Origin of the sequence: Amycolatopsis sp. NPDC051373, assembly GCF_040689465.1 — a bacterium.
Classification (GTDB): domain Bacteria; phylum Actinomycetota; class Actinomycetes; order Mycobacteriales; family Pseudonocardiaceae; genus Amycolatopsis.
Genome location: NZ_JBFBAE010000012.1, coordinates 147,431 through 169,086, shown reverse-complemented (window position 1 = coordinate 169,086; position 21,656 = coordinate 147,431). Strand labels below are relative to the sequence as shown.

Sequence of the window (21,656 nt, the reverse complement as noted above, 5' to 3'; positions counted from 1 at the left end):
GCCGCGGCCCCCCCGCGGGCGGGCGGCCCCCACGGCCGAGAGGCGGGCTATTTGCGGGCGCCGTGCGTGGTGCCGGCCTCGACGGCCGCGTCGAGGAGCTGCTTGCCCTCCTCGGGGGAGAGTTGCACGCCGTGGCGCTCGATGTTGTGCAGGCGCATGGTCCGCAGCAGTCCCGTGTCCTGGATCGCGAGGTAGCGGGCGGTGTCGTTGCCGTCGAGGTTGAAGTGCTGGTGCCACGCCCACCGCGGCGGCGCGAACAGCGTGCCCTCCTGCCATTCGACGACCTCGATCGGCTCGTCGTCGTAGTTGACGAGCGAGAAACCGTGTCCCTTGACCACGTAGAGGTAGGCCTCGGTCGTGTGGCGGTGGCGCACGGAGTTGTTGCCCGGCTTGAGTTCCGAGATGTGCGCGCTCAGCACCTCGTAGTCGGCGAGGTCGAAGTAGTGGCCTCGGTTGTTGCGCCACGGCCGGGCCGGCAGCTCCATCTTCCGCAGGTCGTCTTCCACGACCAAGCCCTTGTTCGGCGGGTGTTGCCGGTTGAACTCGTCGCGGGCCGCGATCTCCGAGGAATCGAGGTTCTTCTTCTCGCTGGCCAGGACACCTTTCAGGTACTCGTCACGCACTGCTGCTCTCCTTGTCGTACTAGCGGGGGACTTCAGGGGTTTTCGGTGCGCCGCACCACGTGCCGCCACAGGGTCGTGACGTTGAACGCCCCGCCCAGATCGGGCAGCAGCGCGAGGTCCTCGTCGGGGATGGCCACCGGCTTCCCCCCGGCGTGGGCGACGGCGAGGGTCCGGCGCGCGAGCGAGTCGACGGCCATGGCCTGCAACACCGCCTGGGCCACGGCCGTCTCGGGGTCGCCGCCGGCGACGCTGACCAGCCCGTGTCCACTGAGGACCAGGACCGGCCGGTCGCCGAGCGCGTCGGCCATCTGCCCGGCGAGGTCGTGGTCGTTCACCAGCACCGAGCGCGGCCACACGGGGATGCCGTCGGCGGCGAGCCGCGCGGCCGGGATGTCGTAGGCGCCGAACAGCGGCAGCCACGGCAAGCCGGCCAGGGACATCGTGACCACGGCGGGCGGGTGCGCGTGGACCACGGCTGTCGCCTCGGGGTGGCGTCGCAGCACCTCGGTGTGGATCGGCAGTTCGTTGGGCACGCTCCAGTCGCCGGTCTCGGGCGTGCCGTGCAGCGGCACCGGCCGGATGTCCTCCGCTGTCGTGTAGCGGAGGCCGGCTTCCTCCGGGCCACGGCAGCGCACCAGCAATTCGTCCGGCGACGTGCGGACGCTGATGTGGCCGAGCACGTGCTCGACGAGGCCGGTCGCGGCGAGCACCCGGCAGGCAAGTGCGACGGACTCCCTCACGGCGCCTCCTGTTTGTTCCGAAGGTCTGGTCTATTGGTTAGTCCGAACGACGATATGACCATAAGGCGCCCTCCGGCGGCGGGTCAACCCTCGGGCGGGTGCCGCGACAGCGGGGGTTTCGGTGTTCCTGTGAGAGGATCGGCGCATGGAACCAGCAGGGCGGGGTGGATCCGCGGCGGCTCCGCGGGCGGACAGCGGACTGTTCGACGTCGTGTCGTCGAGCCGGATGTCGGAAGTCATCGTCGAGCAGATCCGCTCGCTCATCCGCGCCGACAAACTGCGTCCTGGCGATCGCCTGCCGAGCGAGCGCGCCCTGTGCGAGCAGATGGGCGTCAGCCGGGTCACCGTCCGCGAGGCGCTACGCGTACTGGAAGCCGCCGGCCTGGTCGCGATCCGGGTCGGTGCGCGCGGCGGCGCGTTCGTCACCACGCCCTCGTCGACGAAGCTCAGTGCGAACCTCGCCGACCTCGTGAACCTCTCGCCGATGACAGCGCCGGAGGTCATCGAGGCCCGGCAGGTGGTGGAGCTCGGCATCATCGAGGCGGTGATCGAGCGGGCGACCGAAAAGGACGTCGACGAACTGCGCGAGTTGACCCGCGAGCACCAAGCCGCTCTGAAACGCGGCGAGTACAGCATGGAGATGTCGGCCGCGTTTCACGTCCGCGTGGCGCAGTGCACCCACAACGCCGCCATCGAGATGCTGGTGCACTCGTTCCACGGTCCGCTGCTGATGTCCCTGCGCGAGGCCCAGGTGGCCGCGCCGCTGATGGGCCACCGGGGCACCAGCGAGCACCGCGAGTTCGTGGAGGCGATAGCCGCGCGGGACGCGGAGAAGGCGCGCGAGATCATGGCCAAGCACCTCCGCCGGACTTCCCAGCGGATCGCGCGTGTGCAGGCTTCGCGGGAAAAGGGCAAAGAAGTCTAGGGTCGCCGAGACCCGCCTTACTTGTCGGCCGGCGCGTAACACAGTTCGAGGACCCCGGACGGGAACGCCGTGCTTTTCACCAGGCGCAGTTTCACGGCCTCGTCCAATTTCGGGAACAGCGCCTCGCCCTTGCCCGTGACGGCGGGGAGCACCCACAGGCGGTATTCGTCGACCACACCGAGCTTGATCAGCGAGTGCAGGAACTCGGTGCCTCCGGCGGCGACGAGGTCTTTTCCGGGCTCGGCCTTGAGCTTGGCGATCTCTTCCGCCGTGTCACCGCCGGCGATGCGGGTCTCGGGCCAGTCGTCGGCGGTCTCGAGGGTGCGGGAGAACACGACCTTGGGGACCTCGTTCATGGCCTCGGCGGATGGGTTGCCGCTGCGCGAGGGCCGGCCCTCCGGCGTCACGGTCCGGGCGGAGGAACGGCGGCTGGTGCTGGGGTACAACCCCCCACCTTTCACGCTGATCGCACCGGTCACGTCGAGGTGCGGTTCAAGACCGCTGAGGCGCTGAGGCGCCGAGGATCGCGGCGCTGCTCGGGGCGCGCGGAGCAGCGCGAGGGAGAGGATGCGTTCGCACCCCATGGTTTCGGGCTGTGCAACGTATCCGGCAACACCCCGGGCAGCTTCAGCGGCAACACCGACTTCCGCTCGCGGAATTTTGGCGCGTCAGCCGAGCTCCTCGACCAGCCCGATGATCACGCCGGCGGGACCGCGGACGTAGCAGTACCGGCAGTAGTCCTCGTACCGCGCGACCTCGCCCACGAGCTCGGCGCCGTGGGCGCGCAGGCGGTCGAGGGTGTCGTCGACGGAGTCGATGACGAAGGTGAGGCGAGGGATGCCCGGGACGTTCACCGGTGCGCTCGGCGCGGTCGCGGTGGACACCGGCGAGCGGAACCTCGACAGCTCGATCCGGCCGTGGCCGTCCGGGGTCCGCAGGAAGGCGAGGTCCGCCCGGACGTCGTCCAGGCCGACGAGCTGGTTCACCCATGCGCCCTCGACCTTGGTCTCACCCTCCAGCTCCATCCCCAGTTCGACGAAGAACGCGACCGCGGCCGCGAGGTCCTCGACCACGAAGCCGGTGTGGTCGAATCGGCGGATCGTCATGGTTGCCTCCCGTGTCGCGCGGCCTTCGTGGCCGCTCGTGTCCCTGGGACGGAGCCGGTGCCGCGGTTCCGACATCGACAACCGTGTCCGTCGTCACAATCTCCTCGCCTCGCGTGACGAGCGCAGCTCGAGAATCCTCGCAGGTCGACGAAACCTGGGCTGCTCGCCGCCGTGGAAAGCGGAGGCCGGCTTCCACGGCGACGAGGCAAGGACGGGACAGACCACGCCCTGAGGGTCTCAGCGGACGAAGACCCCGATCCCGTTGGCGACCGAGCGCTCGCCCGCGGCGTCGGTCGGGTGGTTGCGGACCGTGACGGTGTGAGCGCCGGGGTCGCGGGCCACGAGTGAGGTCGAGCCGCCGCCGTCGAGGTTCACGGCGTTGGCGGCGCCGGTTTGCTGCAGGAGCTGGGCGACCTCGGGTGTGGTCATGCCGCCGCTGGTGCCGGGTTTCGCCTGCACCGCGAGGAGGAACAGCGTGTTGCCGTCGGCGCTGAAGCCGGCGCCGGTGCGGACCGCGGCGGTCTTGGCGTCCTGGCCGGGGACCACGGTGCCGTCGCGCAGGATCGGGAACCCGCCGATCGCGAAGCGGAACGGGATGCCGCGCCCGGTCGACAGGGCGTAGTGCACGGTGACGTGCTGGCCGACCTTGAGCGTCCGCAGCGTGTCCGCGCCGGCTTCGCGACCGACCAGCACGGTCTCGTCCCGCGCGATGGCGCCGGCGCCGGCGGTGTCGCCGACCGAGACGACCCGGTCGTGATCGAGTGTCACCTCGGTGGTGTCCGTGCTGCACGCGGCGCCACGGTTGGTGTCGGTGCCGCAGACCGAGCGGGCGCGGGAGGTCGCGCCCCACGCGCTGGTGTAGGCGCCGATGCCGCCGACGGGGATCGCGTACTGGTTCAGCCCGCCGAGCGAGTAGGTGGCCGACTTGATGCGGACGCTGCCCTCCAGGTGCGCCGTGCCCAGCCGGGCCACCCGGTCGACGCCGACGCCGAGCACGGCTTCGGTCGTGACTCCGGGCGGCATCCCGGGCCCGAACCGCTGCCCGTTGGGGACGGCGGCCTTGAGGACGCGCCGATCGGCGATCTCGGGGCCGTCGGAGGAGTCGGTGAAGGCGACGCCGGGGTGCTGGGCCTCGGTGTTGTTGAAGAAGTCGCCGTTGACGCCGGCCACCGCTGCCTGCGCGTTCGCCATCTGCGACACCGTCGCGGCCTGCGCCACCGACTGCGGGTGCAGCAGGTCCACGGAGACGTGCGGGTTGCGCAGGTCGACGGTCAGCAGCTCACCCTGGATGGTCGCGGCACTCGCCGAAGCGGTCGTGAAGGTCTCGAGGCGAACGCCGGGAGCGAGCTGTTCGCTGCCGGTCACGTCGAGGGCTGTGTCCGCGAACGCCGACGTCGGCAGCACCGTCGTGGCAGCGGCGGTCAGCGTCAGCGCCACCAACGATCTGCGCAGTCTCATGGGCGGGTCCTTTCTTACCGGAACGAAGCCCGCCCACTCTCGCGGCCGGTGGTGACCTCGTCCGGCCGTGGTCGTGAACCCGGCATGAACACCAGGAGGGCTCCTGGTTCGAGTCCGGCGGGCAAGCAAAAAGCCCAGGCCGAGGGGCCGAGTGCCGTCGGCGTGTGCGGGTTGTCCGCCGGAACGCGCCCGAGTACAGGGCCGTCCAGCACGACGGGCAGCAGAACTGGCGGAACACCGCGCGGGTGTCGACGTAGTCGGCGGCGTCCGCGATGATCTCCGGCCCGGCGTCCGACGGTGGTCCATTCTGGACGGCACTGGCCGGAAGCCATCTCGACGTCGGGGAGACCCGTCCCGTCGGGATGCAGAACAGCACGCCGGTGTCGATGCCGTCGGCGGGTGATGAACCGCGCGCGCACCAAATGTCTGAAGCCTGGTCAGTCGTGAAGTCCCGCTCAGGTGAAGTACAGCCTCGACGGCGCCGGGTCCTGAAACACCCTCTGACTCCCGCTCGGCGTCGGATCGGCGCCGAAGGTCACACCCTGGCCGGTGCGGACGCTGGTGAGGGTGAAGAAGCCGCTGAAGCTGGTCGGGTTGGCGACCGGGTCGATCGGGGTGAGGGTGAACTCGTCGGCGTGGTTGGAGTTGTCGGCGGCGCACGTGTAGAGCAGTCGGTGACCCAGGGGTGTGGTCATGGCGCTCGCGTGGAGGGGGCGGCCGGTGGCTTTGGCGACCGGCGAGGTGCCGGCGCCGAGGGGGCCGAAGGACCACAGGTCGGCGTCTTCGACGTTGGCCGGGCGGGGGCGGTGGACGACCTCGAAGTTCGGGGGCGCGCCGGGCGCGGCGGGGATGGGTTCGGTGCTCGCGTGGAGGCACTCGTTGGTCGTGTCTTCGCGGACGTAGGCGCCGTCGGGCCGGGCAGGCCCGCGCAGAGGTAGGCGGCGGAGGTGGCGAGGCGCAGTTGCTTGCGGACGGTGATGAGCTGGGCCGGCATGTCGGGTACGCCCAGGCTCGTCAGGACGGCGCCCATGCGGTCGAGGAGCGGGGTCCGCACTTCCTGCTGGGTTTTGCGGCCGAAGGCCGTGTCGCGGTAGGTGCGGATCTGGTCCATCAACTGTTCGCGGCGGCCGGCGTCGTTGTGGACGAGCTTGGCCAGCAGTCCGCTGGTGCGGACCGTGAAGTGCCGTGTGGGCTGGAAGGTCTGGTCGACGCCCCACGGGATGAGCTTGAACTTCACGTTGCCCAGACCAGGTGAGGCGACGGCCTCGACGTCGTTGTAGGCGTAGGTGTTGTTCGTGTTGCCCGTGTAGCCGTCCCAGTGCTTGAGGAAGAACTCCATCGCGTAGAGCTTGACGAACTGGTCGAGGTCGAACACCTCGGCGGCCCCGCTCAGCCCGTGGGCGGCGAGGTGGTCGATGGCCAGGCGCAGGTCGGCTTTGGTGTCGAACTCCGAAAGGTCCTCCACGCCGATGAAGTCGAACCGCGCGTCGGTGAAGTCGTCCTTGTGTTCCAGCTCGTAGAGATTCCCTTTCATGTTCCCGAAATTACGCTCGATATAGCGGGGTATGATCGGTTCTGCGTTCACGAAGACGCCGGGGCCGAGGGCGCCGGTGCCCTGGCCGACGAGGGTGCCGTTCACGCGGACGCGTGCGAAATTGCAGCGGGAATGCGGCAGCCCGGCGAGCTCGAACAGCTTGTAGTCGAGCGGCTGCCGCACGAAAGCGGAATCCTGCACGGAGTTGTTGAGTGTCAGGTACCTGGACCCGATGAGGTTCGTGATCAAGGGCTTGTTGGCGTCGCGGAACTTCCCGAAGTCGATGTGCAGGCACGGTTTGTCGTTGCTGAACGAACCGCAGAACGACTTCTTCTTGACACCGACGTCGGGGAATGACGTCCGGGCAGGGAACTTCGTGCCGGATAGTTCGACCGAGGTGGCCTTTCGCCAGGTGAAGCGGCTGCCGCCGGTCCAGTCGAAGTTGCAGCGCCCCCCCCCGCCGGCTCTTCGGTGCGCACGGCGTCCCACTCGGCTTGGGGCATCACGATGTCGATCGTGAGGACATTGTCGATCTCGTGGAGGGAATCCAGTGCCTGCTGTTCCTGTGCGCTCATCGTCCCACCTCCGCGATCGGTCCAGTGTAAGGCTGGAAAAGCGCCTCTGTACTGCCCTGTTCGCCGCTCCTACGATTGGGGTATGGCAGCGGTCGACGATCTCGTGGAGCTGGTCCAGCGCGCGGCGGCGGCCGAGAAGAACGCGATGGCCGCGAAGTGGAAAGACGAGGACGACGTGCGCCGCATGATCGGCAGGGCGCACGCGGCCTCGGCCGAGCAGCGGCGGGAGATGCGCCGCGACGTCGATCCCGCGCGGCTGTCGCCGGAATGGGCGCGGCTGCGGCAGAACCACGTCGACGCCGAGCCGCCCGAAGACCCCGCGGAGGGCGTGGCGCACCAGACCGTGACACACGAGGACGCGGCGCAGGCGGAGCGCGACGGGGTGGCCGCGGTCGCGATCGCGCGGATGGCGTTGACCGACGCGGCGCGGGCCGTGCTGGAGGCGCGGCTGGCGCGCATCAGGGCGGGGGAGGACGAGCCGGGCGCGGTGACCGTCGACGGGCACGTGCCGCTGCACGGCACCAACGCCGTGAGCCGCCACGGTCCGGCGCTCGCGCACGGGCTCGCCGGAGAGATCAGGTACGTGCTCACGCGCAAGCCGCGCAAATCCGTCAAGGCGCTGGGGGTTGCGTTCGGCCTGGGCCTGCTGTACCTGGGGTACCTGCGGCTGTTCCGGTGGGACGAGGACCAGAAATGGCTGCCGTACCTGGGGTTGTGGACGATCTCATATGTGATGGGCGGCGCCGTCTGCGTCAACGCGATGAGTTTCGACGCCATGCGTGTGCGGGCGGCGCTGGACACCGGGGCGCGCCTGTGGCACGTGCTGGTGATCAAGAACCTGGCCCTGGCGTGCATCGTCGCGCCGATCGGCTTCGCACTCAGCGCCCTGCTGGCCTGGCGCGCCGGGGAGTTCGGGGCGTTCGCGCGCGCGTGCACGCTGGTGGTGTGTTTCATCCTGCTGTGGCTCGGCGTGGGCAACGTACTTTCGATCGCCCTGCCGAACCGCGACGAACCCCTGTTGAAGCGGCGCAAAACGGGCACGCTCAAGCAGTTCCTGATCGCGCTCGGCGTGGCGTCCGTGGTCGGGTACCTCGTCAACTTCATGCTGGTCTGGCGCGTGCTCGCCGCGCGGGCGCTGACGGAGCGGCTGGGCGCGGTCCTGCTGCCGGCAATCGCGATCGTGCTGAGCTGCGTCGCGATGTGGGTGCTGCTGACCGTCTTCGCGATCGCGCTGGCGCAGCAGCCCGCGGTGCGCCGGCGGCTGCAACGCGAGACCGCCGACTACAACGCGAACGCCGAAGCCGAGGCCTACGCCGCCGAACAACGGGAGGCGAAACCGGTTTCGCCGGCGCCCTTGTGACACCACCCGGCGCGGGTGAGGTGCCGGGCCGCCGCGTGACGGCATGCTCGCGCCCGAGACGCTCGGGAGGAGACCGGTCATGGCCTCGAACAAGGACGCGCCCGTCGACCTGTACATCGCCGCCTACTCGGACCCCGACGCGGCCAGTGGAGACTGGGCCGCGCTCAAGCAGCTGGCCCACGAGGACGTGATCAAGGTCAAGGGCCTGATCCTCGTCAGCCGTCGCGCCGACGGCAAGATCCACGTCGACGACGACTTCCACACCACCCGCAAGGGCGCCACGTGGGGCGCCGTCGGCGGCGCGGTCGTCGGCCTGATCTTCCCGCCAACCCTGCTCGCCGGCGCACTGGTCGGCGCCGGGCTCGGCGGTGGCGTCGGCGGGCTGCTGTCGCACTCGGAGAAGAAGGCGATCAAGGCCGAGGTGGAGGACACGCTGCCACCGGACAGCTCGGGCATCGTCGCGCTGTTCGAGGAGCGCTGGGTCATCGAGGTCGACAAGGCCCTGCTGCACGCCGCGAAGGTCACGAAGGAGACGGTCGACGGCGAAAGCGCCGAGCAGGTGACGGCGGCGGCCAGTCAGGGCTGACGAGGCGTCGACACGGGCCGGCCACCCGGACTGGATCCGGGTCGCCGGCCGGCTGCTGCGCTCCTTCTGCGGTAAGAGTTTCCGCCTTGGTGGTGGGTGGTTTTGTCTTCTGGCAGCGCCTGCGAGGGCGGCGTAGTCCTGGTCGTAGACAACCGGTCTACTAACGAGGACGGAAATGATGAGCAGCAGCAGCGCGCAGAAGGTGGCCGTGGTCACCGGCGCGTCGCAGGGGTTCGGCGCGGGGATCGTGGCGGGGTACCGCAAGCTGGGTTACGCGGTGGTCGCCACGGCGCGCTCGGTCGAGGAGTCCGGTGACGCCGGCGTGGTGTCGGTGGCGGGTGACATCACCGACCCGGAGACGTCGGACCGGGTGGTGGCCGCGGCGATGGAGCGGTTCGGGCGGATCGACACCCTGATCAACAACGCGGGTGTGTTCGCGGCGAAGCCGTTCACCGAGTTCACCGCCGAGGATTTCCAGTGGCTGGTGTCGGTGAACCTGGCCGGCTGGTTCAATATCACCAGCAAGGTGCTGCCGCACATGCTCGAGCAGGGTAGCGGGCACATCGTGCAGATCACGACCAGTTTCGTGGACCACCCGGTGTCGGTGGTGCCGGCGCCGGTGTCGATGCTGACCAAGGGCGGCCTGCAGGCGGCGACGAAGTCCCTGGCGGTGGAGTACGCCGGGCGCGGGATCCGCGTCAACGCGGTCGCCCCGGGATTTCACAAGACCGCGCTGAACCCGCCCGAGACCTACGCCGAGCGTGCCGGCCTGCACCCGCTGGGCCGCATGGGCGAAGTCGGCGACATCGTCGAAGGCGTGCTGTACCTGGAAAACGCCGCGTTCGTCACCGGCGAGATCCTCAACGTCAACGGCGGCCAGAGCGCCGGCCACTGACCGACCCCGCCACCGCGTCCGCGGACACCCACCGTCCGCGGCCCCGGGGCAGCGCCGTCCACCTCGGACGGAAATCCACAAGGGACCGATCCAATGCACCGGAACCCGACGTATTTCCGAGAAACCACAGCTGCCCCGGCGTCTTTCGACGCCCGGGCCGCTGGATGTCAGACGGAAATCGCGACGGTCATTCCACGAGCTCGGACACATGGTAGTGGCTGATCAACCAGTCGTTTTCGGCCTGCTGGAGCAGAATCACGGTCAAGTGAAATCGAAGCTCGGTGCCGTCCGGGCGGGTGAACACCGGATCGACGTAGGCGGAAAGCACGTCCTGGGCGAGGGGCCGGATTTCCCTGATCTCGTAACGAACCGTCAATCCGACAGGCTGTTCCGCGTAGTACTCCTCGACACCTTTCCGGCCTAGGGAATAGCCGGGTGCGCACCCTGGAACAGGGCGTCTTCGGTGAAGCAGGCCGCGACCCGGCCGGGCCGGTGCGAGTCGACGCCGTCCTTCCAGGCGTCGAGAACCCGGGTGATGACCGCTTGGTAGTCCATCTTGACCTCGGCAGATTCGCTCAAGTAGTAGACCGGTTGTCCACCTTCAGGAATACTCCGACGGCAGCGTCATTGCCAGGACCTAAAACCACTCAGCACCTAGGCGCAAACTCCGACGGTGAAATCGTCGCCCGCGGAAGCCTTGCCGACGTGTGCAAGGACGCGGGTGTGGTGAAAGGCAGCTTCTACCACTTCTTCGAATTCAAAGAGGCCCTCGCGCTCGCCGTCGTCGAACAGCAGTGGGCCGGCCAGCGCAGCTGCGGCACGGCCTCGGGTTGTCTCTTCGGCAATCTCACGTTGGAGCTGAGCAACCGGACCGAAACGATTCGGGTCGGTCAGGCGCGAGGTTCTGCGCCCTCGGCGTACCGAGGGCGTTCCCGTTGGTGCTGTGCGATATCCGGGTCACCCGGCTCTGGCCCGCCGGGCCCCGCGACATCGGCCGTTGTCGGCGCCGTCAGCGGCGCCTGAGCTGCGGCTTCACCAGGCCTGCCACCGCGAAGACGATCAGCGCCGCCCCCGCGACCGACACGATGATCTCCAGCACGGGGACCCGCGTGTCGTCCGTGGCGAGCGTGAGGATGCTGGAGCCGAGCAGCAAAACCCCGGCGACCATGGTGAGCCAGCAGAGCGCGGCGGTGCGCGGGATGACGTGCCAGTGGGTGTTCCCGGCCATCGAGCCTCCTTGGTCGATCGTGCCAGGACAATGCCCGGAAACCGCGCTGGTCAAACCGGCCTGGCATGGCTCGGCGGTGAGCGGAAGCTTGACCGAGCGGTTCGGATCGCGGCCGCCGCCGGGGTCCGAGGCAGGCTCCTCGCGTGGTGATTTTGCGTTTTCCTGATGAGGATCGGCGGCTGCCGGTCATTGTGGATGGTTTCATGGCGTGAGCCTCGTTGCCCTCGTCGGGGTCATCGGCGAAACCGGGTCGGGCCAAGTCGACGCTGGCCCGCGCGGTGCTGGGGCTGGTGCGCCCGTCGGCGGGACGGATCGTGCTCGACGGCACGGACGTGACCGGCTACGGTGCCCGGCAATGGCGGGCGCTGCGCCGGCGCGGCGTGGTGCAGTACTTGTTCCAGGACCCGTTGCGCAGCCTCGATCCCGAACTGTCCACAGCGGACTCGCTGATCGAACCGCTGCTGGTGGGCGGCGTGCCCCGGGCCGAGGCGCAGGCGCGGGCCCGCACCTACCTCGAGCGGGTCCGGCTCGACGAGGAGCTGCTCACGCGGCTGCCCGGCGAGCTGTCCGGCGGGCAGCGCCAGCGCGTCGCGGTGGCCCGGGCCCTGATCACCGAACCGAAGCTCGTGTTCCTCGACGAGCCGGTGAGCGCGCTGGACGCCGCGAACCGCGTGCAGATCCTGGAGATCCTCAAGGAACTGCGGGCCGCGGGCGTCGCACTCGTGTTCATCTCCTACGATCTCGGCTCGGTCGCCGGGGTCGCCGACCGCGTCGCGGTCCTCTACCGCGGCGAGCTCGTGGAGCTCGGCACGGCCCGCGAGGTCGTCGCCGCCCCGCGCCACCCGTACACGCGCCTGCTCGTGAGCTCGGCGCCGACGCTGCACACCGCGTCGGCCGGCCGTGCGGAGCGCGAGGCGCTGCGCGCACTGCTGCACACCTGATCACCACGGAAGGACGTTTCCCATGCCGCAAGATCCACCTCGCCCTGCACCCCTACGGCGTCGGCGGCCCCGGCCAGCACGGCCTGTGGAAAGACCCCAGCGTCGCGAAGAACGCGTCGGTCGACATCGGCTACTACATCCGCCAGGCCCAGGCGGCCGAGCACGCGTTGTTCGACGCGCTGTTCATCGTGGACAGCAGTTCATCAACGCCGGCTACCCGGCCCACTACCTCAACCGGCTCGAACCGCTGACCCTGCTCTCGGCCGTGGCCGCGCACACGCGGCACGTCGGGCTCGTCGGCACGGCAAGCTCCACCTACAACTCGCCGTTCAACCTCGCGCGCCGCTTCGGGTCACTCGACCACATCAGCGGCGGGCGCGCGGGGTGGAACGTCGTCACCAGCTTCGACACCGGCACCAGCCGCAACTACGGGCTCGAAGAACACCTCGACTACACCACCCGCTACGGCCGCGCGCTGGAGTCGGTGCGCGTGGCGCAAGGGCTGTGGGACTCCTACGAGGACGACGCCTTCCCGGCCGACGTCGAGCGTGACGTGTTCCTCGACCCGGCCAAGCTGCACGCGCTCGAGCACGTTGGCGAGCACTTCCGCGTGGCCGGGGCGCTGAACCTGTCGCGGTCGCCGCAGGGGCAGCCGGTGATCTTCCAGGCCGGTGTGTCGGAGGAGGGCCGCGACCTCGCCGCCCAAGTGGCCGAAGGTATCTACGCGCCGGGTGGCCCGATCGAGCAGGCGCGGGAGTACTACACCGACATCAAACGGCGCACCGCTGCCGCGGGCCGCGACCCCGACCACATCAAGATCTTCATCCACGGCGGCCCGGTCGTGCGCGGCACGGACGAGCTGGCGCGGGCGCGCGCGGCGCGGATTTCCGAGGAGGACAACGACTTCGGCGCCAGCCTCGCGCTGCTCGGGCGCGCGTTCGGCGCCCACGACTTCAGCAGCTACGACCTCGACGCGCCCTTCCCCGACGTCGCGCACCTCGCCGAGCGCGGTGGGCGCACGGGTGCGGCGAAGATCATCGAACGGGCCCGAACACAGAAGCTCTCGCTGCGCCAGGTCGTGGAAACCTTCAGCGAGCGCCGGGAATCGCCGTTCGTGGGCGCGCCGGAAACCGTCGCGGACACGATCGAGCAGTGGTTCGCGGCCGGTACGTTCGACGGCATCAACCTCGCGTTCCGCAACGACGAGGACCTGACCTACTTCGTCGAAGGCGTGGTGCCGCTGCTGCAGAAGCGCGGACTGTTCCGCACCGAGTACGAAGCCGCCACGCTGCGCGGCAACCTCGGCCTTCCGATCCCCGTGAACCGCCACACCGCCGAGCGTTCGGGGCCGGTCGCCGCGGGCGTGCGATGAGGCTCGGTTTCCTCACCCACGTGCAGGGCCGCGGCACCGACCTGGCCGAGGTCTACCGCAACGCCCAGGAGCTCTTCGTCGTCGCCGACGAGCTGGGCTTCGACGTCGGCTGGGTGGCGCAGCACCACGTGCCACCGGCCGGCGGTGGGCTGTCGTCGCCGTGGACGTTCCTCGCCCACGCCGCCGCACGCACCACCCGCATCCGGCTCGGCACGGCGATCACCGTGCTGCCGCTGGAAGATCCAGTGCGGCTGGCCGAGGACATCTCCGTCGTCGACACGCTGTCCGGCGGCCGCGTCGAGGTCGGCGTGGGCAGCGGGGCGAGTGAGACGGAGTACGCCGCGTTCGGCCGCGACGTCACCCGCAAACGCGAGCTGACCACCGAAGGCCTGGCCGTGCTGCGGGCCGCGCTCGCCGGCGAAGAGGTCGGCACGCCGGGGTTCACGATCCAGCCACCGGCGTCCGGTTTCGGGGATCGCTTGTGGCAGGGCGTGTTCAGCTCCGGCGGCGCCGAACACGCGGCCCGCGAAGGCTCGAACCTCCTGCTCAACCGGGCGGCGTACGGCTACGACGAACCGACGGACGAGGTGCAGCGGCCGTGGGCGGACGCGTACCTGGCGGCCTGGCGCGAGCCTCGCACCCCGCGCATCGGGTTGTCGCGTCTGGTGTTCCCCTCGTCCGACCGGCGGACCGCGCTGGCGCAGATCGGCGACGACGTCCACCGCGCGGCCCTTCGGTTCGGCTCGCGCGGGGTTTTCCCGGTGGGCGTGGGACTCGAGGAGTCGTTGCGGCGGTTCCACGCGTTCTACGGCCATCCCGACGAGATCGTCGCGGCGTTCGAGCGGGAGCGGGTGCTGCCCGTGGCGACCGATCTGATCACGCAGTTCAACCCCGCGATCCCGGACCACGACGCGGCAGTCCGGGCGCTCGAGACCATCGCCACCGAGATCGCGCCCGCGCTGGGCTGGCAGCGCCAACTGGAAGGAGCCGGCCGGTGAGCCTGTATCGAGAATTCCCCGCCCCGGCGGAGCTGCGCACGAGGGGCACGGTGCTCGTCGTGCCCGGCCGAGGCGAAACGCGCGCCGCTTACACGCGCTTCGGTACGCGGCTTGCCGCCGACGCCTACCGCGTCCGGGTCGTCGACGCTGCGGACCTGAACCTGGCCCGCTTCGCCGACCAACTCACCGCGGCGACGGCCGACCTCGCCGACCGCCCGCTGGTGCTGGCCGGCGCGGACTCCGGCGCCGTGGCCCTGGCGGCGCTGGCCGGATCGGGCGCCGGCACGGAACCGTGGTGGCCCGATGCGCTCGTCCTCGCCGGCCTGCCCGGCCCGGCGGGGGTGGACCGGTGGCTGGGACGACGAGCTCGACGTCCGCATGAGCTGCCCGGCCCACCGCGGGGTGCTCTCGGCCCAGTCGATCGACGAGCGCGGCGCCTTGGCCACCCCCGTGCCCGAAGCGCTGCTGCGCGCCGCCTACCGGTCGGCCCCTCCGCTGCCCCAACTCGTGCTCATCGGCGACGAAGACCCGCTCGCCGACCGCGAAACCCTGGCCCGCACGGTGAAATCCGCACCGCGCGCCCGCCTGTCCGTCGTCCGCGGCGCCCACCACGACGTGCTCAACGACCGGCAGCACCGCTCCGTGGCCGCCGAAGTCGTGAGCTTCCTCGAAACCCTCGGCAACGAACTGGTGCCCGTGATCTCGGTCGAGTCCAGTGCCTGGTGAGCCCGCGCTCGACCCCGCCCTGCTGCGCGCCGCGTTCGGCGCCTTCCCGACCGGCGTGGTGGCGATCGCCGCGTCGGTCGGCGGCCGCCCGGTGGGACTCGCGGCGAGCTCCTTCACCTCGGTCTCGCTCGAGCCTCCGCTGGTCTCCTTCTCGGTCGCCACCGCGTCTCGGACGTAGCCCGCCCTGCGGCGCGCGCCCCACCTGGGCGTCACCGTCCTCGCCGGCCACCACGGCACCGTCGCACGCCAGCTCGCCGGCCCGGCCGACAGCCGCTTCACCGGCCTCCCCTGCACCACCACCGCCCAAGGCGCCCTCACCCTCGACGACGGCGTCGCCTGGTTCGACACCACCATCGAACGCGCGCTCGAGGCCGGCGACCACACCCTCGTCCTGCTGCGGCTGCACTCGGCGGCTCACGCCGGGGACGCCGCACCGCTGGTGTTCCACCGAAGCTGTTTCCGGCAAGCGATGTGAACGCCGACCGCGCGTCTTTCGCTGGGATGCCAAGGCGTCGAGCGGCACCGGGGATCGTTCGGATGTGGTGGAACACCGCCAACGGAGATATCCACGCCGAGTACTACGACCCGGGCAACACCACGCAGGGCGGCGGTGGTCGTATCGTGCAGTTCTGCACCGGCAATATGTGATTCGAGTCGGTTGCCGTATGCGTTTGCCCTGGAGCGCCCAGCCGTGGAAGCGGCCGCCTCACTGGTCCAGATACGTCCTGATCACCGAAAACCGCAGGTAGTCGTCGTTGACGTGCACCACCGTGACCGCCACCGGGAGCTCGTCGGCCCGGATGTGGGTGTGGCGCAGGCGAAGGACGGGGCGGGTGCGGGGGAGGCCGAGGGCCGTGGCGATCGCGGCGGGCGGGAGCACGGGGCGGATCTCGGCCACCGAGTAGCAGACGGGCGTGCCGGTGTCGGTTTCGACGAACTCGAAGGTGGAGCGGCGCGGGTCGCTGTCTTCGGGGTGTTCGCCGAGCAAGGTGGCGGGGACGTGGTCGACGCTGTGGACCGCGGGTTTGCCGTCGGCGTCGAAGACGCGTTCGATGCGGAGCGCGCGCTGGCCGGCGGGGAGTTCCAGGGAAGTGGCGAGCTCGTCGTCGAGGGCGATGAGGTGCTGGTCGAGCGTGCGGACGGCGGGTTGGTAGCCGGCCTGGGTGAGCAGGTCGACGAAGGGGCTGGCCTCGGCGAGATTGGCGGCGAGGCCGATCGTGTGGCGGTTGATGAAGGTGCCGCTGCCGTGCAGGCGACGGATGCGGCCTTCCTTCTGCAGCGACTGCAGCACCGAGCGCAGCGTCGCGCGGCTGACCCCGAGCGCGGTGCTGAGCTCTTCCTCCGACGGCAGGCGGTAGCGGCCCTCGGCGGCGTAGCGCGTGATGGCCTCACGCATCCGCTCCTTGGCCTGCCGGTAGGAGTCCGCGGCGACCGTCTGGATCGACACGGGTGTCAGCTCCGGCTCACGCATGACCATCGGTTGTCCTCCCCGGGGCGGCCTCACGGCCCGTCGTACGGCAACGCTGCCGACACGCACAGTCGATCGGCACCCTCCGAGCGTAATGACCTCGCGCCGGGTCCTGAACCCACCCTGGGCCAGGCAGACGGGTGATCACGAGCTGTCACGAGTCGCGCCACCGAGGTTCCCACGCCTCAAGCTGCTCCAGCGTCTCCTGCTCGCTCCAGTCGGTCAGCCCGGCGAAGCGCGCCCAGTTCCCGCCCACCATGTTCGCCACGTCCAGGCGCGAGATCGGCGCGCCGGGGTCGGCGACGTCGTTGACGAGGGTGAGCTTCGGCAGCAGGACGGCCGGTTTGCCGCCGCCGGGGTAGTCGGTGCCCCAGCAGATCCGCGACAGCGGGCAGCCCAGCTGCCGCGCGCGCAGGAGGAACTCGTAGAGCTGGCGCTGCGTGGACTTCGTGGCGAACATGCTGATGTCGAGGTAGGTGTTGTCGTGGCGGGCCACCATGGCGAGGCACTCGTCTACCCAGGGGAACCCGGCGTGGCACACCAGCAAGGGCAGGTCGGGGAATTGCCGGGCGACCTCGTCGAGCGCGCCGGGCCGGCCGTAGTCGAGCACGGTGTCCTTGGCCGAGGACGTCCCCATGTGGACCATCACGCCGATGCCGAGCTCGACCGCGCGTTCGTAGATCGGGAAGGCGAGGTCGCGGTCGGCGGGGGCGTAGTGGTCGTACATGGGGTAGAGCTTCAGCCCTTGCAGGCCCAGCTCGCCGACGGCGCGGGTCAGCTCGTCGCGGGCCCACTCGACGCCGCGGAACTTCGGGTTCACGGCGCTCATGCCGATGAGCTCGGGGTGGCGCCGGGTGAGCGAGGCGATGTAGTCGTTGCTCTTGGCCACTTCCAGCGGACCGTCCACATCGGTCACGCGGCCGAGGTCGATGGTCCCGCGTTCGCCGTAGGCGGTGTAGGTCGAGGGCGCGACGGCCAGCACGGTCGCGCGGTCCACGCCCGCGCTCACATGGTCGTCGACGAGCGTGCCCGGGTCGATCGGGTCCAGGTCGCCTTCCAGACCGACCCAGTCCTCGTCGGTGGCCGGCCGGTAGGCGGGCAGCCGGCCCGCCCGCCGGTGCCCGGGCGCGCGCATCTCGCGCACGAACCGGTCGTGACCGGGTGGCAGTGCGGTGGCCAGCACGTGGTTGTGGCAGTCGATGATCACTCGTCGAACTCCTCGGCCAGGCTTCGCCAGATCGCCCGCTGCAGGCGCTGGAACTCGGGTTCGAACCGGACTTCCTGGAAGTGCCGCGGCCGGTCCAGGGAGATGCGGAACTCCTCCTTGATCGTGCCGGGACCGCGGCTCATCACGAGCACGCGGTCGGCCATCGCCACGGCCTCCTCGACGTCGTGGGTCACGAAGACCACGCTCTTGCCGAGGTTCTCCCAGATCGAGAGGAATTCGCCGCCGAGGCGGATCCGCATCTGCGCGTCCAGCGGCCCGAACGGTTCGTCCATCAGGTAGACGTCCGGGTCGTACGCCAGCGCGCGGGCGATGCCGACGCGCTTACGCATGCCGCCGGAGAGCTGGTTGGGGTAACTCTGCTCGAACGACGTGAGCCCGACCAGCTCGACCAGCCGGCGCACCTCCGCGCGTTGCTCTTCGGCGGAGACTCCCTTCAACGCCAACGGGAAGCGGATGTTGTCCGCGACGGTGCGCCAGGGGAACAGCGCGTCGGACTGGAAAACCAGGCCCACGCCTTCCGGCACGCCTTCGGGCACCGGTGCGCCGTCGAGCCGGATCTCGCCCGTGGTGGTGGGCAGCAGGCCCGCGATCAGCTTGAGCAGTGTGGACTTCCCGCAGCCGCTGGGCCCGACCAGCGCCACGAACTCACCGGGCGCGAGGTCGAGGGTCACGTCGTCGAGCGCGACGAACCGGCCCTTCGAAGTGCGGTAGCTGAGCCCGACCTCGCGCAGGCTGAGCTTCGGAGTCGACTTGGCGGGCCCGGCCGAGGGCGCCAGGGCCTCGGGTTTCGCGGTCATCGTGGTCCTCCCGGCTACTTCGCGGGCAGCAGGCTGTAGTCGAAGATGTCCTGAGTGGACGGGACCGGGTTGGTGAGGAACCCGGTGCGCACCAACAGATCCGTCGAGGACTTCACGACCGCGTCCTGGGCCTTGAGGCCGTCGGGCACACTCTTGATGGCCTCGGTGACGATCGTCTTGAGGTCGGCGTCGCTGATCTTGTAGCCCTGCTTCTTCATCCAGGTCGCCGCCTGGTCCGGGTTGGCCTTGGCCTGCGCGGACGCCTCGTCCATCGCGGCGAGGAAGGTCTTCATGAGGTCCTGGTGCCCGGAAACCCAGTCCTGGTCGGCCATCGCCACGATGTCGACGTAGTGGTAGTCCGGCTCCTGCCACAGGACCTTGAACTTTCCGGTCCGCAGCAGCTGCAGCGTGTCGGGCTGGCTCGTCATCCCGGCCACGACCTGGCCGCCGTTGAGCTCGGCCTGCATCGTCGCGCCGGCCCCGCCGCTGACGACGGTCAGATCCTTCTTCGGGTTCAGCCCGGCGTCCAGCGCCGCCTTCTGCATTTCCGTGTCCGACAGCGTGCCCGGCGCGGTCACGGCCACCTTCTTGCCGGCGAGGTCCTTGACCGAGGCGATGTCGTTGCGGGCGACCATGAGGTAGGAGAAGCGGTCGTTGGCCACGGCGTAGGCGCGCATCTTCACGCCCTTCTTCTGCGCCAGCACGACGTGCCCGATGTCGCCCATGAACACGTCGGCGCTGCCGCCGATGAGCGCGTTGGTGGCCGTGGAGCCGCTGGTGACGCACATCGGCTCGATGGTGATGCCCTTCTGAGCCGCGATCCCGCTGTTCTGCGCGAGCTCGGCGGCGATGGGTGCCAGGCCGCTGCAGAACAGCTCGACCCGGATCGTCTTGGTGTCGCCGCCGCTGCCGGCCGACGAACTGCCGCACGCGGTGGCGGTCGCGGCCAGTGCGAGCGCGGCCACGGTGGCCGTGATGCGGGAGAGGGTGGTCATCGGTGTGTCCTCATCTGTCTCGGAGGGGACCTCAGCGGGTGGCGCGGTGACGCAGGACCCGTCGCTCGACGAGCGCGACGAGCTGTTCGGCGAGCATGGCGATCACGGTGATGATCACCAGGCCCGCGAAGACTCCGGTGGTGTCGAGCACGTTGGCGGCGTACCCCATGTAGTAGCCCAGGCCTTGGCTCGCGCCGACGAGCTCGGCGATCACCGCGCCGATCAGCGCCAGCGCGATCGACAGCCGCAGGCTGGTCAGGATCCAGGGCGCGATCGAGGGGAGGATGGCCCAGCGCAGCCGGGCGCTCCACGGCGCGCGGAAGCTGCGCGTCATCTCCAGCAGGTCCGGCTCGATGCCGCGCATGCCCTGGTAGGCGTTGTAGAAGGCGACGAACACGACCATGGTCACGACCATGAAGATCTTCGACTCCAGGCCGATCCCGAACCACACGATGAACAGCGGCGCGAGCGCCACGCGCGGCAGGCTGTAGAGCGCCATGATGTACGGGTAGAACCAGCGTCCGACGGTTTTCGACGGCGCGATCAGCACGCCCAGCGCCACGCCGATGACCATGCCGATCGCCAGCCCGGCAAAGGTCTCCGCCAGCGTGGTCCCCAGGTCCGGCCACAGCGTGCCCCCGGTGACCAGCTCGACGATGCGCTGCACGATCAGCCACGGACTGCTCACCGTGAACGACCCGAACACCTGACCGGCCAGCTGCCACAGCACGATGATCAGCACGCCGACGCCCCACTGCCCGCCGCGGACCACCCACCGGTGGCGCCGGTCTGCCCGCCGGTCGAGGTCGTCCTGGGAGTCCACCGGTCCGTCACGCTCGGTTCGGCCGGCCGGGCCGTCGACACGGTTCGCCACCATCCGCTGCCTCCTCAGACGTCAGACGTCTGACGGACCATAGGAGCCGGTCCGGGCGGGCACAAGGGTTCTCAGGGGATGGGACCAGGGCTTGCTTTTGTTCGGTTGTGTGCTGGTGAGGGTGGTTGTCCGATGTGGACATTCAGAGTCGCGGCCGCCGGGTGTAACCCGAGGCCCTGATCCCCTTGCTTCGGGCCAGGGCCGCGACCCTGCTGGTCGGCTCGGGGCTGGAGTACCTCGGCGCCGGCCTGCACCGGCGGTGAGAACTTGCGTCCCGCGGAATTCTCTGACTATGGTCAGAGAATGGAGGAGCAGGTCGGAGCGGTCCGGCGGTTCAACCGCGTCGTCACGCAGCGGGTGGGGGCGCTGGAGGACGCGTACTTGTCGCGCGAGCGTTCGCTCGGGCTTTCGCGGCTGTTGTGGGAGATCGGGCCGGACGGGTCGGAAATCCGGGTCTTGCGCGGGCGCCTGGGGCTGGACTCCGGTTACGTGAGCCGCCAGCTTCGGCTGCTGGAGTCGCAGGGACTGGTGACCACGAATCCCGGTGACCACGACGGGCGGGTGCGCACCGTGAAGCTCACCGCCGCCGGCCTCGCCGAGCGCGACCTGCTCGACCACGCGTCGGACGAGCTGGCCGGGTCGATGCTGGAACCGCTGACCGTCGCGCAGCGAGAACGCCTGGTGAGCGCGATGGCCGACGTCGAGAAGCTGGTCACGGCATCGCTCGTCCGCATCGAGATCACCGACCCGCGCGGCCCCGACGCCCGGTACTGCCTCCGGTCCTACTTCGACGAGCTCGGCCACCGCTTCGATGCGGGCTTCGACCCCGCGAAGAGCATCTCGGCCGGCGACGACGAGATGACGCTGCCCTCGGGCCTGCTGCTCGTCGCGGCCCTGCCGAACTCCCCGGTGGGCTGCGGCGCCCTGAAACTCCACGCCGACACCGGGATCGCCGAGATCAAACGCATGTGGGTCTCGCCGACGGTCCGGGGGCTGGGTCTGGGCCGGCGACTGCTCGATTCCCTGGCGCAGCAGGCATCCTCGCGGGGCATGCACACGTTGCGGCTGGAGACGAACAAAGCGCTCGTCGAAGCCCGGCGCCTCTACGAAACCGCGGGGTTCGTCGAAGTCGACGCGTTCAACGACGAGTCCTATGCCCACCACTGGTTCGAACGAGAACTCCGACAGGACTGACCGCGCCGCAACGTTTCGGTGACGGCGGCCGGA

The 21,656-nt window shown here is 69.9% G+C and carries 25 protein-coding genes and 1 pseudogene; 11 read left to right on the top strand and 15 right to left on the bottom strand.

Annotation, left to right across the window (positions count from 1 at the left end; genetic code table 11):
- Nucleotides 1-47: 47 nt before the first annotated feature.
- Both AB0383_RS23690 and AB0383_RS23685 read right to left on the bottom strand, forming a co-directional pair.
- Nucleotides 48-623 (bottom strand): cupin domain-containing protein, encoded by a 576-nt coding sequence (locus tag AB0383_RS23690; RefSeq protein ID WP_364176694.1) that lies wholly within the window; start codon nucleotides 621-623, stop codon nucleotides 48-50.
- Between the two features lie 32 nt (nucleotides 624-655).
- Nucleotides 656-1,363, bottom strand: coding sequence for a class II aldolase/adducin family protein (locus AB0383_RS23685; protein WP_366188552.1), 708 nt, complete (start codon nucleotides 1,361-1,363; stop codon nucleotides 656-658).
- Between the two features lie 145 nt (nucleotides 1,364-1,508).
- Between AB0383_RS23685 and AB0383_RS23680 the strand changes: the two genes are divergently transcribed.
- A complete protein-coding gene (locus AB0383_RS23680) occupies nucleotides 1,509-2,288 on the top strand; it encodes a FadR/GntR family transcriptional regulator (protein ID WP_364176701.1) in 780 nt (259 codons plus the stop codon).
- Between the two features lie 17 nt (nucleotides 2,289-2,305).
- Here the strand turns inward: AB0383_RS23680 and AB0383_RS23675 are convergent, their stop codons facing one another.
- The 5 genes from AB0383_RS23675 to AB0383_RS23655 form a co-directional block, all read right to left on the bottom strand.
- The gene (locus AB0383_RS23675; protein WP_366188551.1) at nucleotides 2,306-2,734 is read right to left on the bottom strand and encodes a dihydrofolate reductase family protein; all 429 of its coding nucleotides are present in this window, start codon (nucleotides 2,732-2,734) and stop codon (nucleotides 2,306-2,308) included.
- A gap of 222 nt (nucleotides 2,735-2,956) precedes the next feature.
- The gene (locus AB0383_RS23670) at nucleotides 2,957-3,394 is read right to left on the bottom strand and encodes a VOC family protein (RefSeq protein WP_366188550.1); all 438 of its coding nucleotides are present in this window, start codon (nucleotides 3,392-3,394) and stop codon (nucleotides 2,957-2,959) included.
- 237 nt (nucleotides 3,395-3,631) lie between these two features.
- On the bottom strand, nucleotides 3,632-4,852 hold the full coding sequence (locus AB0383_RS23665) for a phosphodiester glycosidase family protein (RefSeq protein ID WP_366188549.1): 1,221 nt from the start codon (nucleotides 4,850-4,852) through the stop codon (nucleotides 3,632-3,634).
- 455 nt (nucleotides 4,853-5,307) lie between these two features.
- Nucleotides 5,308-5,547: a hypothetical protein gene (locus tag AB0383_RS23660; RefSeq protein WP_366188548.1), complete on the bottom strand. Its 240-nt coding sequence runs from the start codon at nucleotides 5,545-5,547 to the stop codon at nucleotides 5,308-5,310.
- Entirely contained in the window at nucleotides 5,544-6,875 is a 1,332-nt protein-coding gene (locus tag AB0383_RS23655) for a CotH kinase family protein (RefSeq protein WP_366188547.1), read from the bottom strand. Before AB0383_RS23655 ends, AB0383_RS23660 begins: the two co-directional genes overlap by 4 nt.
- Nucleotides 6,876-7,043: 168 nt before the next feature.
- Here AB0383_RS23655 and AB0383_RS23650 point away from each other — a divergent pair, with 168 nt between their 5' ends.
- The 3 genes from AB0383_RS23650 (at nucleotide 7,044) to AB0383_RS23640 (ending at nucleotide 9,802) form a co-directional block, all read left to right on the top strand.
- A complete protein-coding gene (locus AB0383_RS23650; RefSeq protein ID WP_366188546.1) occupies nucleotides 7,044-8,321 on the top strand; it encodes a hypothetical protein in 1,278 nt (425 codons plus the stop codon).
- 79 nt (nucleotides 8,322-8,400) lie between these two features.
- Complete coding sequence (locus AB0383_RS23645) at nucleotides 8,401-8,907, top strand: DUF1269 domain-containing protein (RefSeq protein ID WP_364176722.1); 507 nt, start codon at nucleotides 8,401-8,403, stop codon at nucleotides 8,905-8,907.
- Between the two features lie 178 nt (nucleotides 8,908-9,085).
- Nucleotides 9,086-9,802, top strand: coding sequence for an SDR family NAD(P)-dependent oxidoreductase (locus AB0383_RS23640; protein WP_366188545.1), 717 nt, complete (start codon nucleotides 9,086-9,088; stop codon nucleotides 9,800-9,802).
- A gap of 187 nt (nucleotides 9,803-9,989) precedes the next feature.
- Here AB0383_RS23640 and AB0383_RS23635 read toward each other — a convergent pair whose 3' ends face one another.
- Both AB0383_RS23635 and AB0383_RS23630 read right to left on the bottom strand, forming a co-directional pair.
- Entirely contained in the window at nucleotides 9,990-10,178 is a 189-nt protein-coding gene (locus AB0383_RS23635; protein WP_366188544.1) for a hypothetical protein, read from the bottom strand.
- 44 nt (nucleotides 10,179-10,222) lie between these two features.
- Nucleotides 10,223-10,381 (bottom strand): hypothetical protein, encoded by a 159-nt coding sequence (locus AB0383_RS23630; protein WP_366188636.1) that lies wholly within the window; start codon nucleotides 10,379-10,381, stop codon nucleotides 10,223-10,225.
- Between AB0383_RS23630 and AB0383_RS23625 the strand changes: the two genes are divergently transcribed.
- Nucleotides 10,346-10,825, top strand: a complete 480-nt coding sequence (locus AB0383_RS23625; protein ID WP_366188631.1) for a TetR/AcrR family transcriptional regulator — start codon at nucleotides 10,346-10,348, stop codon at nucleotides 10,823-10,825. The two genes, AB0383_RS23630 and AB0383_RS23625, sit on opposite strands and share 36 nt — an antisense overlap.
- Here the strand turns inward: AB0383_RS23625 and AB0383_RS23620 are convergent.
- Nucleotides 10,812-11,030, bottom strand: coding sequence for a hypothetical protein (locus AB0383_RS23620; RefSeq protein WP_364176731.1), 219 nt, complete (start codon nucleotides 11,028-11,030; stop codon nucleotides 10,812-10,814). The two genes, AB0383_RS23625 and AB0383_RS23620, sit on opposite strands and share 14 nt — an antisense overlap.
- 218 nt (nucleotides 11,031-11,248) lie before the next feature.
- Between AB0383_RS23620 and AB0383_RS23615 the strand changes: the two genes are divergently transcribed.
- The 5 genes and pseudogenes from AB0383_RS23615 to AB0383_RS23595 all read left to right on the top strand — a co-directional run bounded on the left by AB0383_RS23615 (nucleotide 11,249) and on the right by AB0383_RS23595 (nucleotide 15,542).
- Nucleotides 11,249-11,971 carry an ATP-binding cassette domain-containing protein gene (locus tag AB0383_RS23615; protein ID WP_366188543.1) on the top strand — a complete coding sequence of 241 codons (723 nt, stop codon included), beginning with the start codon at nucleotides 11,249-11,251 and terminating at the stop codon, nucleotides 11,969-11,971.
- Between the two features lie 265 nt (nucleotides 11,972-12,236).
- Nucleotides 12,237-13,343 carry an NtaA/DmoA family FMN-dependent monooxygenase gene (locus tag AB0383_RS23610; protein WP_366188542.1) on the top strand — a complete coding sequence of 369 codons (1,107 nt, stop codon included), beginning with the start codon at nucleotides 12,237-12,239 and terminating at the stop codon, nucleotides 13,341-13,343.
- The gene (locus AB0383_RS23605) at nucleotides 13,340-14,341 is read left to right on the top strand and encodes an LLM class flavin-dependent oxidoreductase (RefSeq protein ID WP_366188541.1); all 1,002 of its coding nucleotides are present in this window, start codon (nucleotides 13,340-13,342) and stop codon (nucleotides 14,339-14,341) included. Before AB0383_RS23610 ends, AB0383_RS23605 begins: the two co-directional genes overlap by 4 nt.
- Before the next feature lie 303 nt (nucleotides 14,342-14,644).
- Nucleotides 14,645-15,067: a hypothetical protein gene (locus AB0383_RS23600; protein WP_366188540.1), complete on the top strand. Its 423-nt coding sequence runs from the start codon at nucleotides 14,645-14,647 to the stop codon at nucleotides 15,065-15,067.
- Nucleotides 15,057-15,542 (top strand): annotated as a pseudogene (locus AB0383_RS23595) (flavin reductase family protein). The gene AB0383_RS23600 and the pseudogene AB0383_RS23595 overlap by 11 nt, the downstream one beginning before the upstream one ends.
- Nucleotides 15,543-15,773: 231 nt before the next feature.
- Here AB0383_RS23595 and AB0383_RS23590 read toward each other — a convergent pair.
- The 5 genes from AB0383_RS23590 to AB0383_RS23570 form a co-directional block, all read right to left on the bottom strand.
- Nucleotides 15,774-16,544: a GntR family transcriptional regulator gene (locus tag AB0383_RS23590; RefSeq protein ID WP_366188539.1), complete on the bottom strand. Its 771-nt coding sequence runs from the start codon at nucleotides 16,542-16,544 to the stop codon at nucleotides 15,774-15,776.
- A 145-nt stretch (nucleotides 16,545-16,689) separates the two neighbouring features.
- The gene (locus AB0383_RS23585; RefSeq protein WP_366188538.1) at nucleotides 16,690-17,742 is read right to left on the bottom strand and encodes an amidohydrolase family protein; all 1,053 of its coding nucleotides are present in this window, start codon (nucleotides 17,740-17,742) and stop codon (nucleotides 16,690-16,692) included.
- Nucleotides 17,739-18,560 (bottom strand): ABC transporter ATP-binding protein, encoded by an 822-nt coding sequence (locus AB0383_RS23580; RefSeq protein WP_364176745.1) that lies wholly within the window; start codon nucleotides 18,558-18,560, stop codon nucleotides 17,739-17,741. The genes AB0383_RS23585 and AB0383_RS23580 overlap by 4 nt, the downstream gene beginning before the upstream one ends.
- Before the next feature lie 14 nt (nucleotides 18,561-18,574).
- Nucleotides 18,575-19,555, bottom strand: coding sequence for an ABC transporter substrate-binding protein (locus AB0383_RS23575; RefSeq protein ID WP_364176748.1), 981 nt, complete (start codon nucleotides 19,553-19,555; stop codon nucleotides 18,575-18,577).
- 31 nt (nucleotides 19,556-19,586) lie between these two features.
- A complete protein-coding gene (locus tag AB0383_RS23570; RefSeq protein ID WP_366188537.1) occupies nucleotides 19,587-20,432 on the bottom strand; it encodes an ABC transporter permease in 846 nt (281 codons plus the stop codon).
- 300 nt (nucleotides 20,433-20,732) lie between these two features.
- Here AB0383_RS23570 and AB0383_RS23565 point away from each other — a divergent pair, with 300 nt between their 5' ends.
- Nucleotides 20,733-21,623, top strand: a complete 891-nt coding sequence (locus AB0383_RS23565) for a MarR family winged helix-turn-helix transcriptional regulator (protein WP_364176753.1) — start codon at nucleotides 20,733-20,735, stop codon at nucleotides 21,621-21,623.
- Nucleotides 21,624-21,656: the final 33 nt, after the last annotated feature.

What these genes read in the sequence shown, in the direction of transcription:
- AB0383_RS23680 (WP_364176701.1), top strand. Translation starts at nt 1,509, where the DNA reads ATGGAACCAGCAGGGCGGGGTGGATCCGCGGCGGCTCCGCGGGCGGAC.
- AB0383_RS23575 (WP_364176748.1), bottom strand. Translation starts at nt 19,555, where the DNA reads ATGACCACCCTCTCCCGCATCACGGCCACCGTGGCCGCGCTCGCACTG.
- AB0383_RS23565 (WP_364176753.1), top strand. Translation starts at nt 20,733, where the DNA reads ATGGAGGAGCAGGTCGGAGCGGTCCGGCGGTTCAACCGCGTCGTCACG.
- AB0383_RS23660 (WP_366188548.1), bottom strand. Translation starts at nt 5,547, where the DNA reads ATGACCACACCCCTGGGTCACCGACTGCTCTACACGTGCGCCGCCGAC.
- AB0383_RS23620 (WP_364176731.1), bottom strand. Translation starts at nt 11,030, where the DNA reads ATGGCCGGGAACACCCACTGGCACGTCATCCCGCGCACCGCCGCGCTC.
- AB0383_RS23590 (WP_366188539.1), bottom strand. Translation starts at nt 16,544, where the DNA reads ATGGTCATGCGTGAGCCGGAGCTGACACCCGTGTCGATCCAGACGGTC.
- AB0383_RS23605 (WP_366188541.1), top strand. Translation starts at nt 13,340, where the DNA reads ATGAGGCTCGGTTTCCTCACCCACGTGCAGGGCCGCGGCACCGACCTG.
- AB0383_RS23640 (WP_366188545.1), top strand. Translation starts at nt 9,086, where the DNA reads ATGAGCAGCAGCAGCGCGCAGAAGGTGGCCGTGGTCACCGGCGCGTCG.
- AB0383_RS23580 (WP_364176745.1), bottom strand. Translation starts at nt 18,560, where the DNA reads ATGACCGCGAAACCCGAGGCCCTGGCGCCCTCGGCCGGGCCCGCCAAG.
- AB0383_RS23650 (WP_366188546.1), top strand. Translation starts at nt 7,044, where the DNA reads ATGGCAGCGGTCGACGATCTCGTGGAGCTGGTCCAGCGCGCGGCGGCG.
- AB0383_RS23645 (WP_364176722.1), top strand. Translation starts at nt 8,401, where the DNA reads ATGGCCTCGAACAAGGACGCGCCCGTCGACCTGTACATCGCCGCCTAC.
- AB0383_RS23600 (WP_366188540.1), top strand. Translation starts at nt 14,645, where the DNA reads ATGCGCTCGTCCTCGCCGGCCTGCCCGGCCCGGCGGGGGTGGACCGGT.
- AB0383_RS23670 (WP_366188550.1), bottom strand. Translation starts at nt 3,394, where the DNA reads ATGACGATCCGCCGATTCGACCACACCGGCTTCGTGGTCGAGGACCTC.
- AB0383_RS23570 (WP_366188537.1), bottom strand. Translation starts at nt 20,432, where the DNA reads ATGGTGGCGAACCGTGTCGACGGCCCGGCCGGCCGAACCGAGCGTGAC.
- AB0383_RS23665 (WP_366188549.1), bottom strand. Translation starts at nt 4,852, where the DNA reads ATGAGACTGCGCAGATCGTTGGTGGCGCTGACGCTGACCGCCGCTGCC.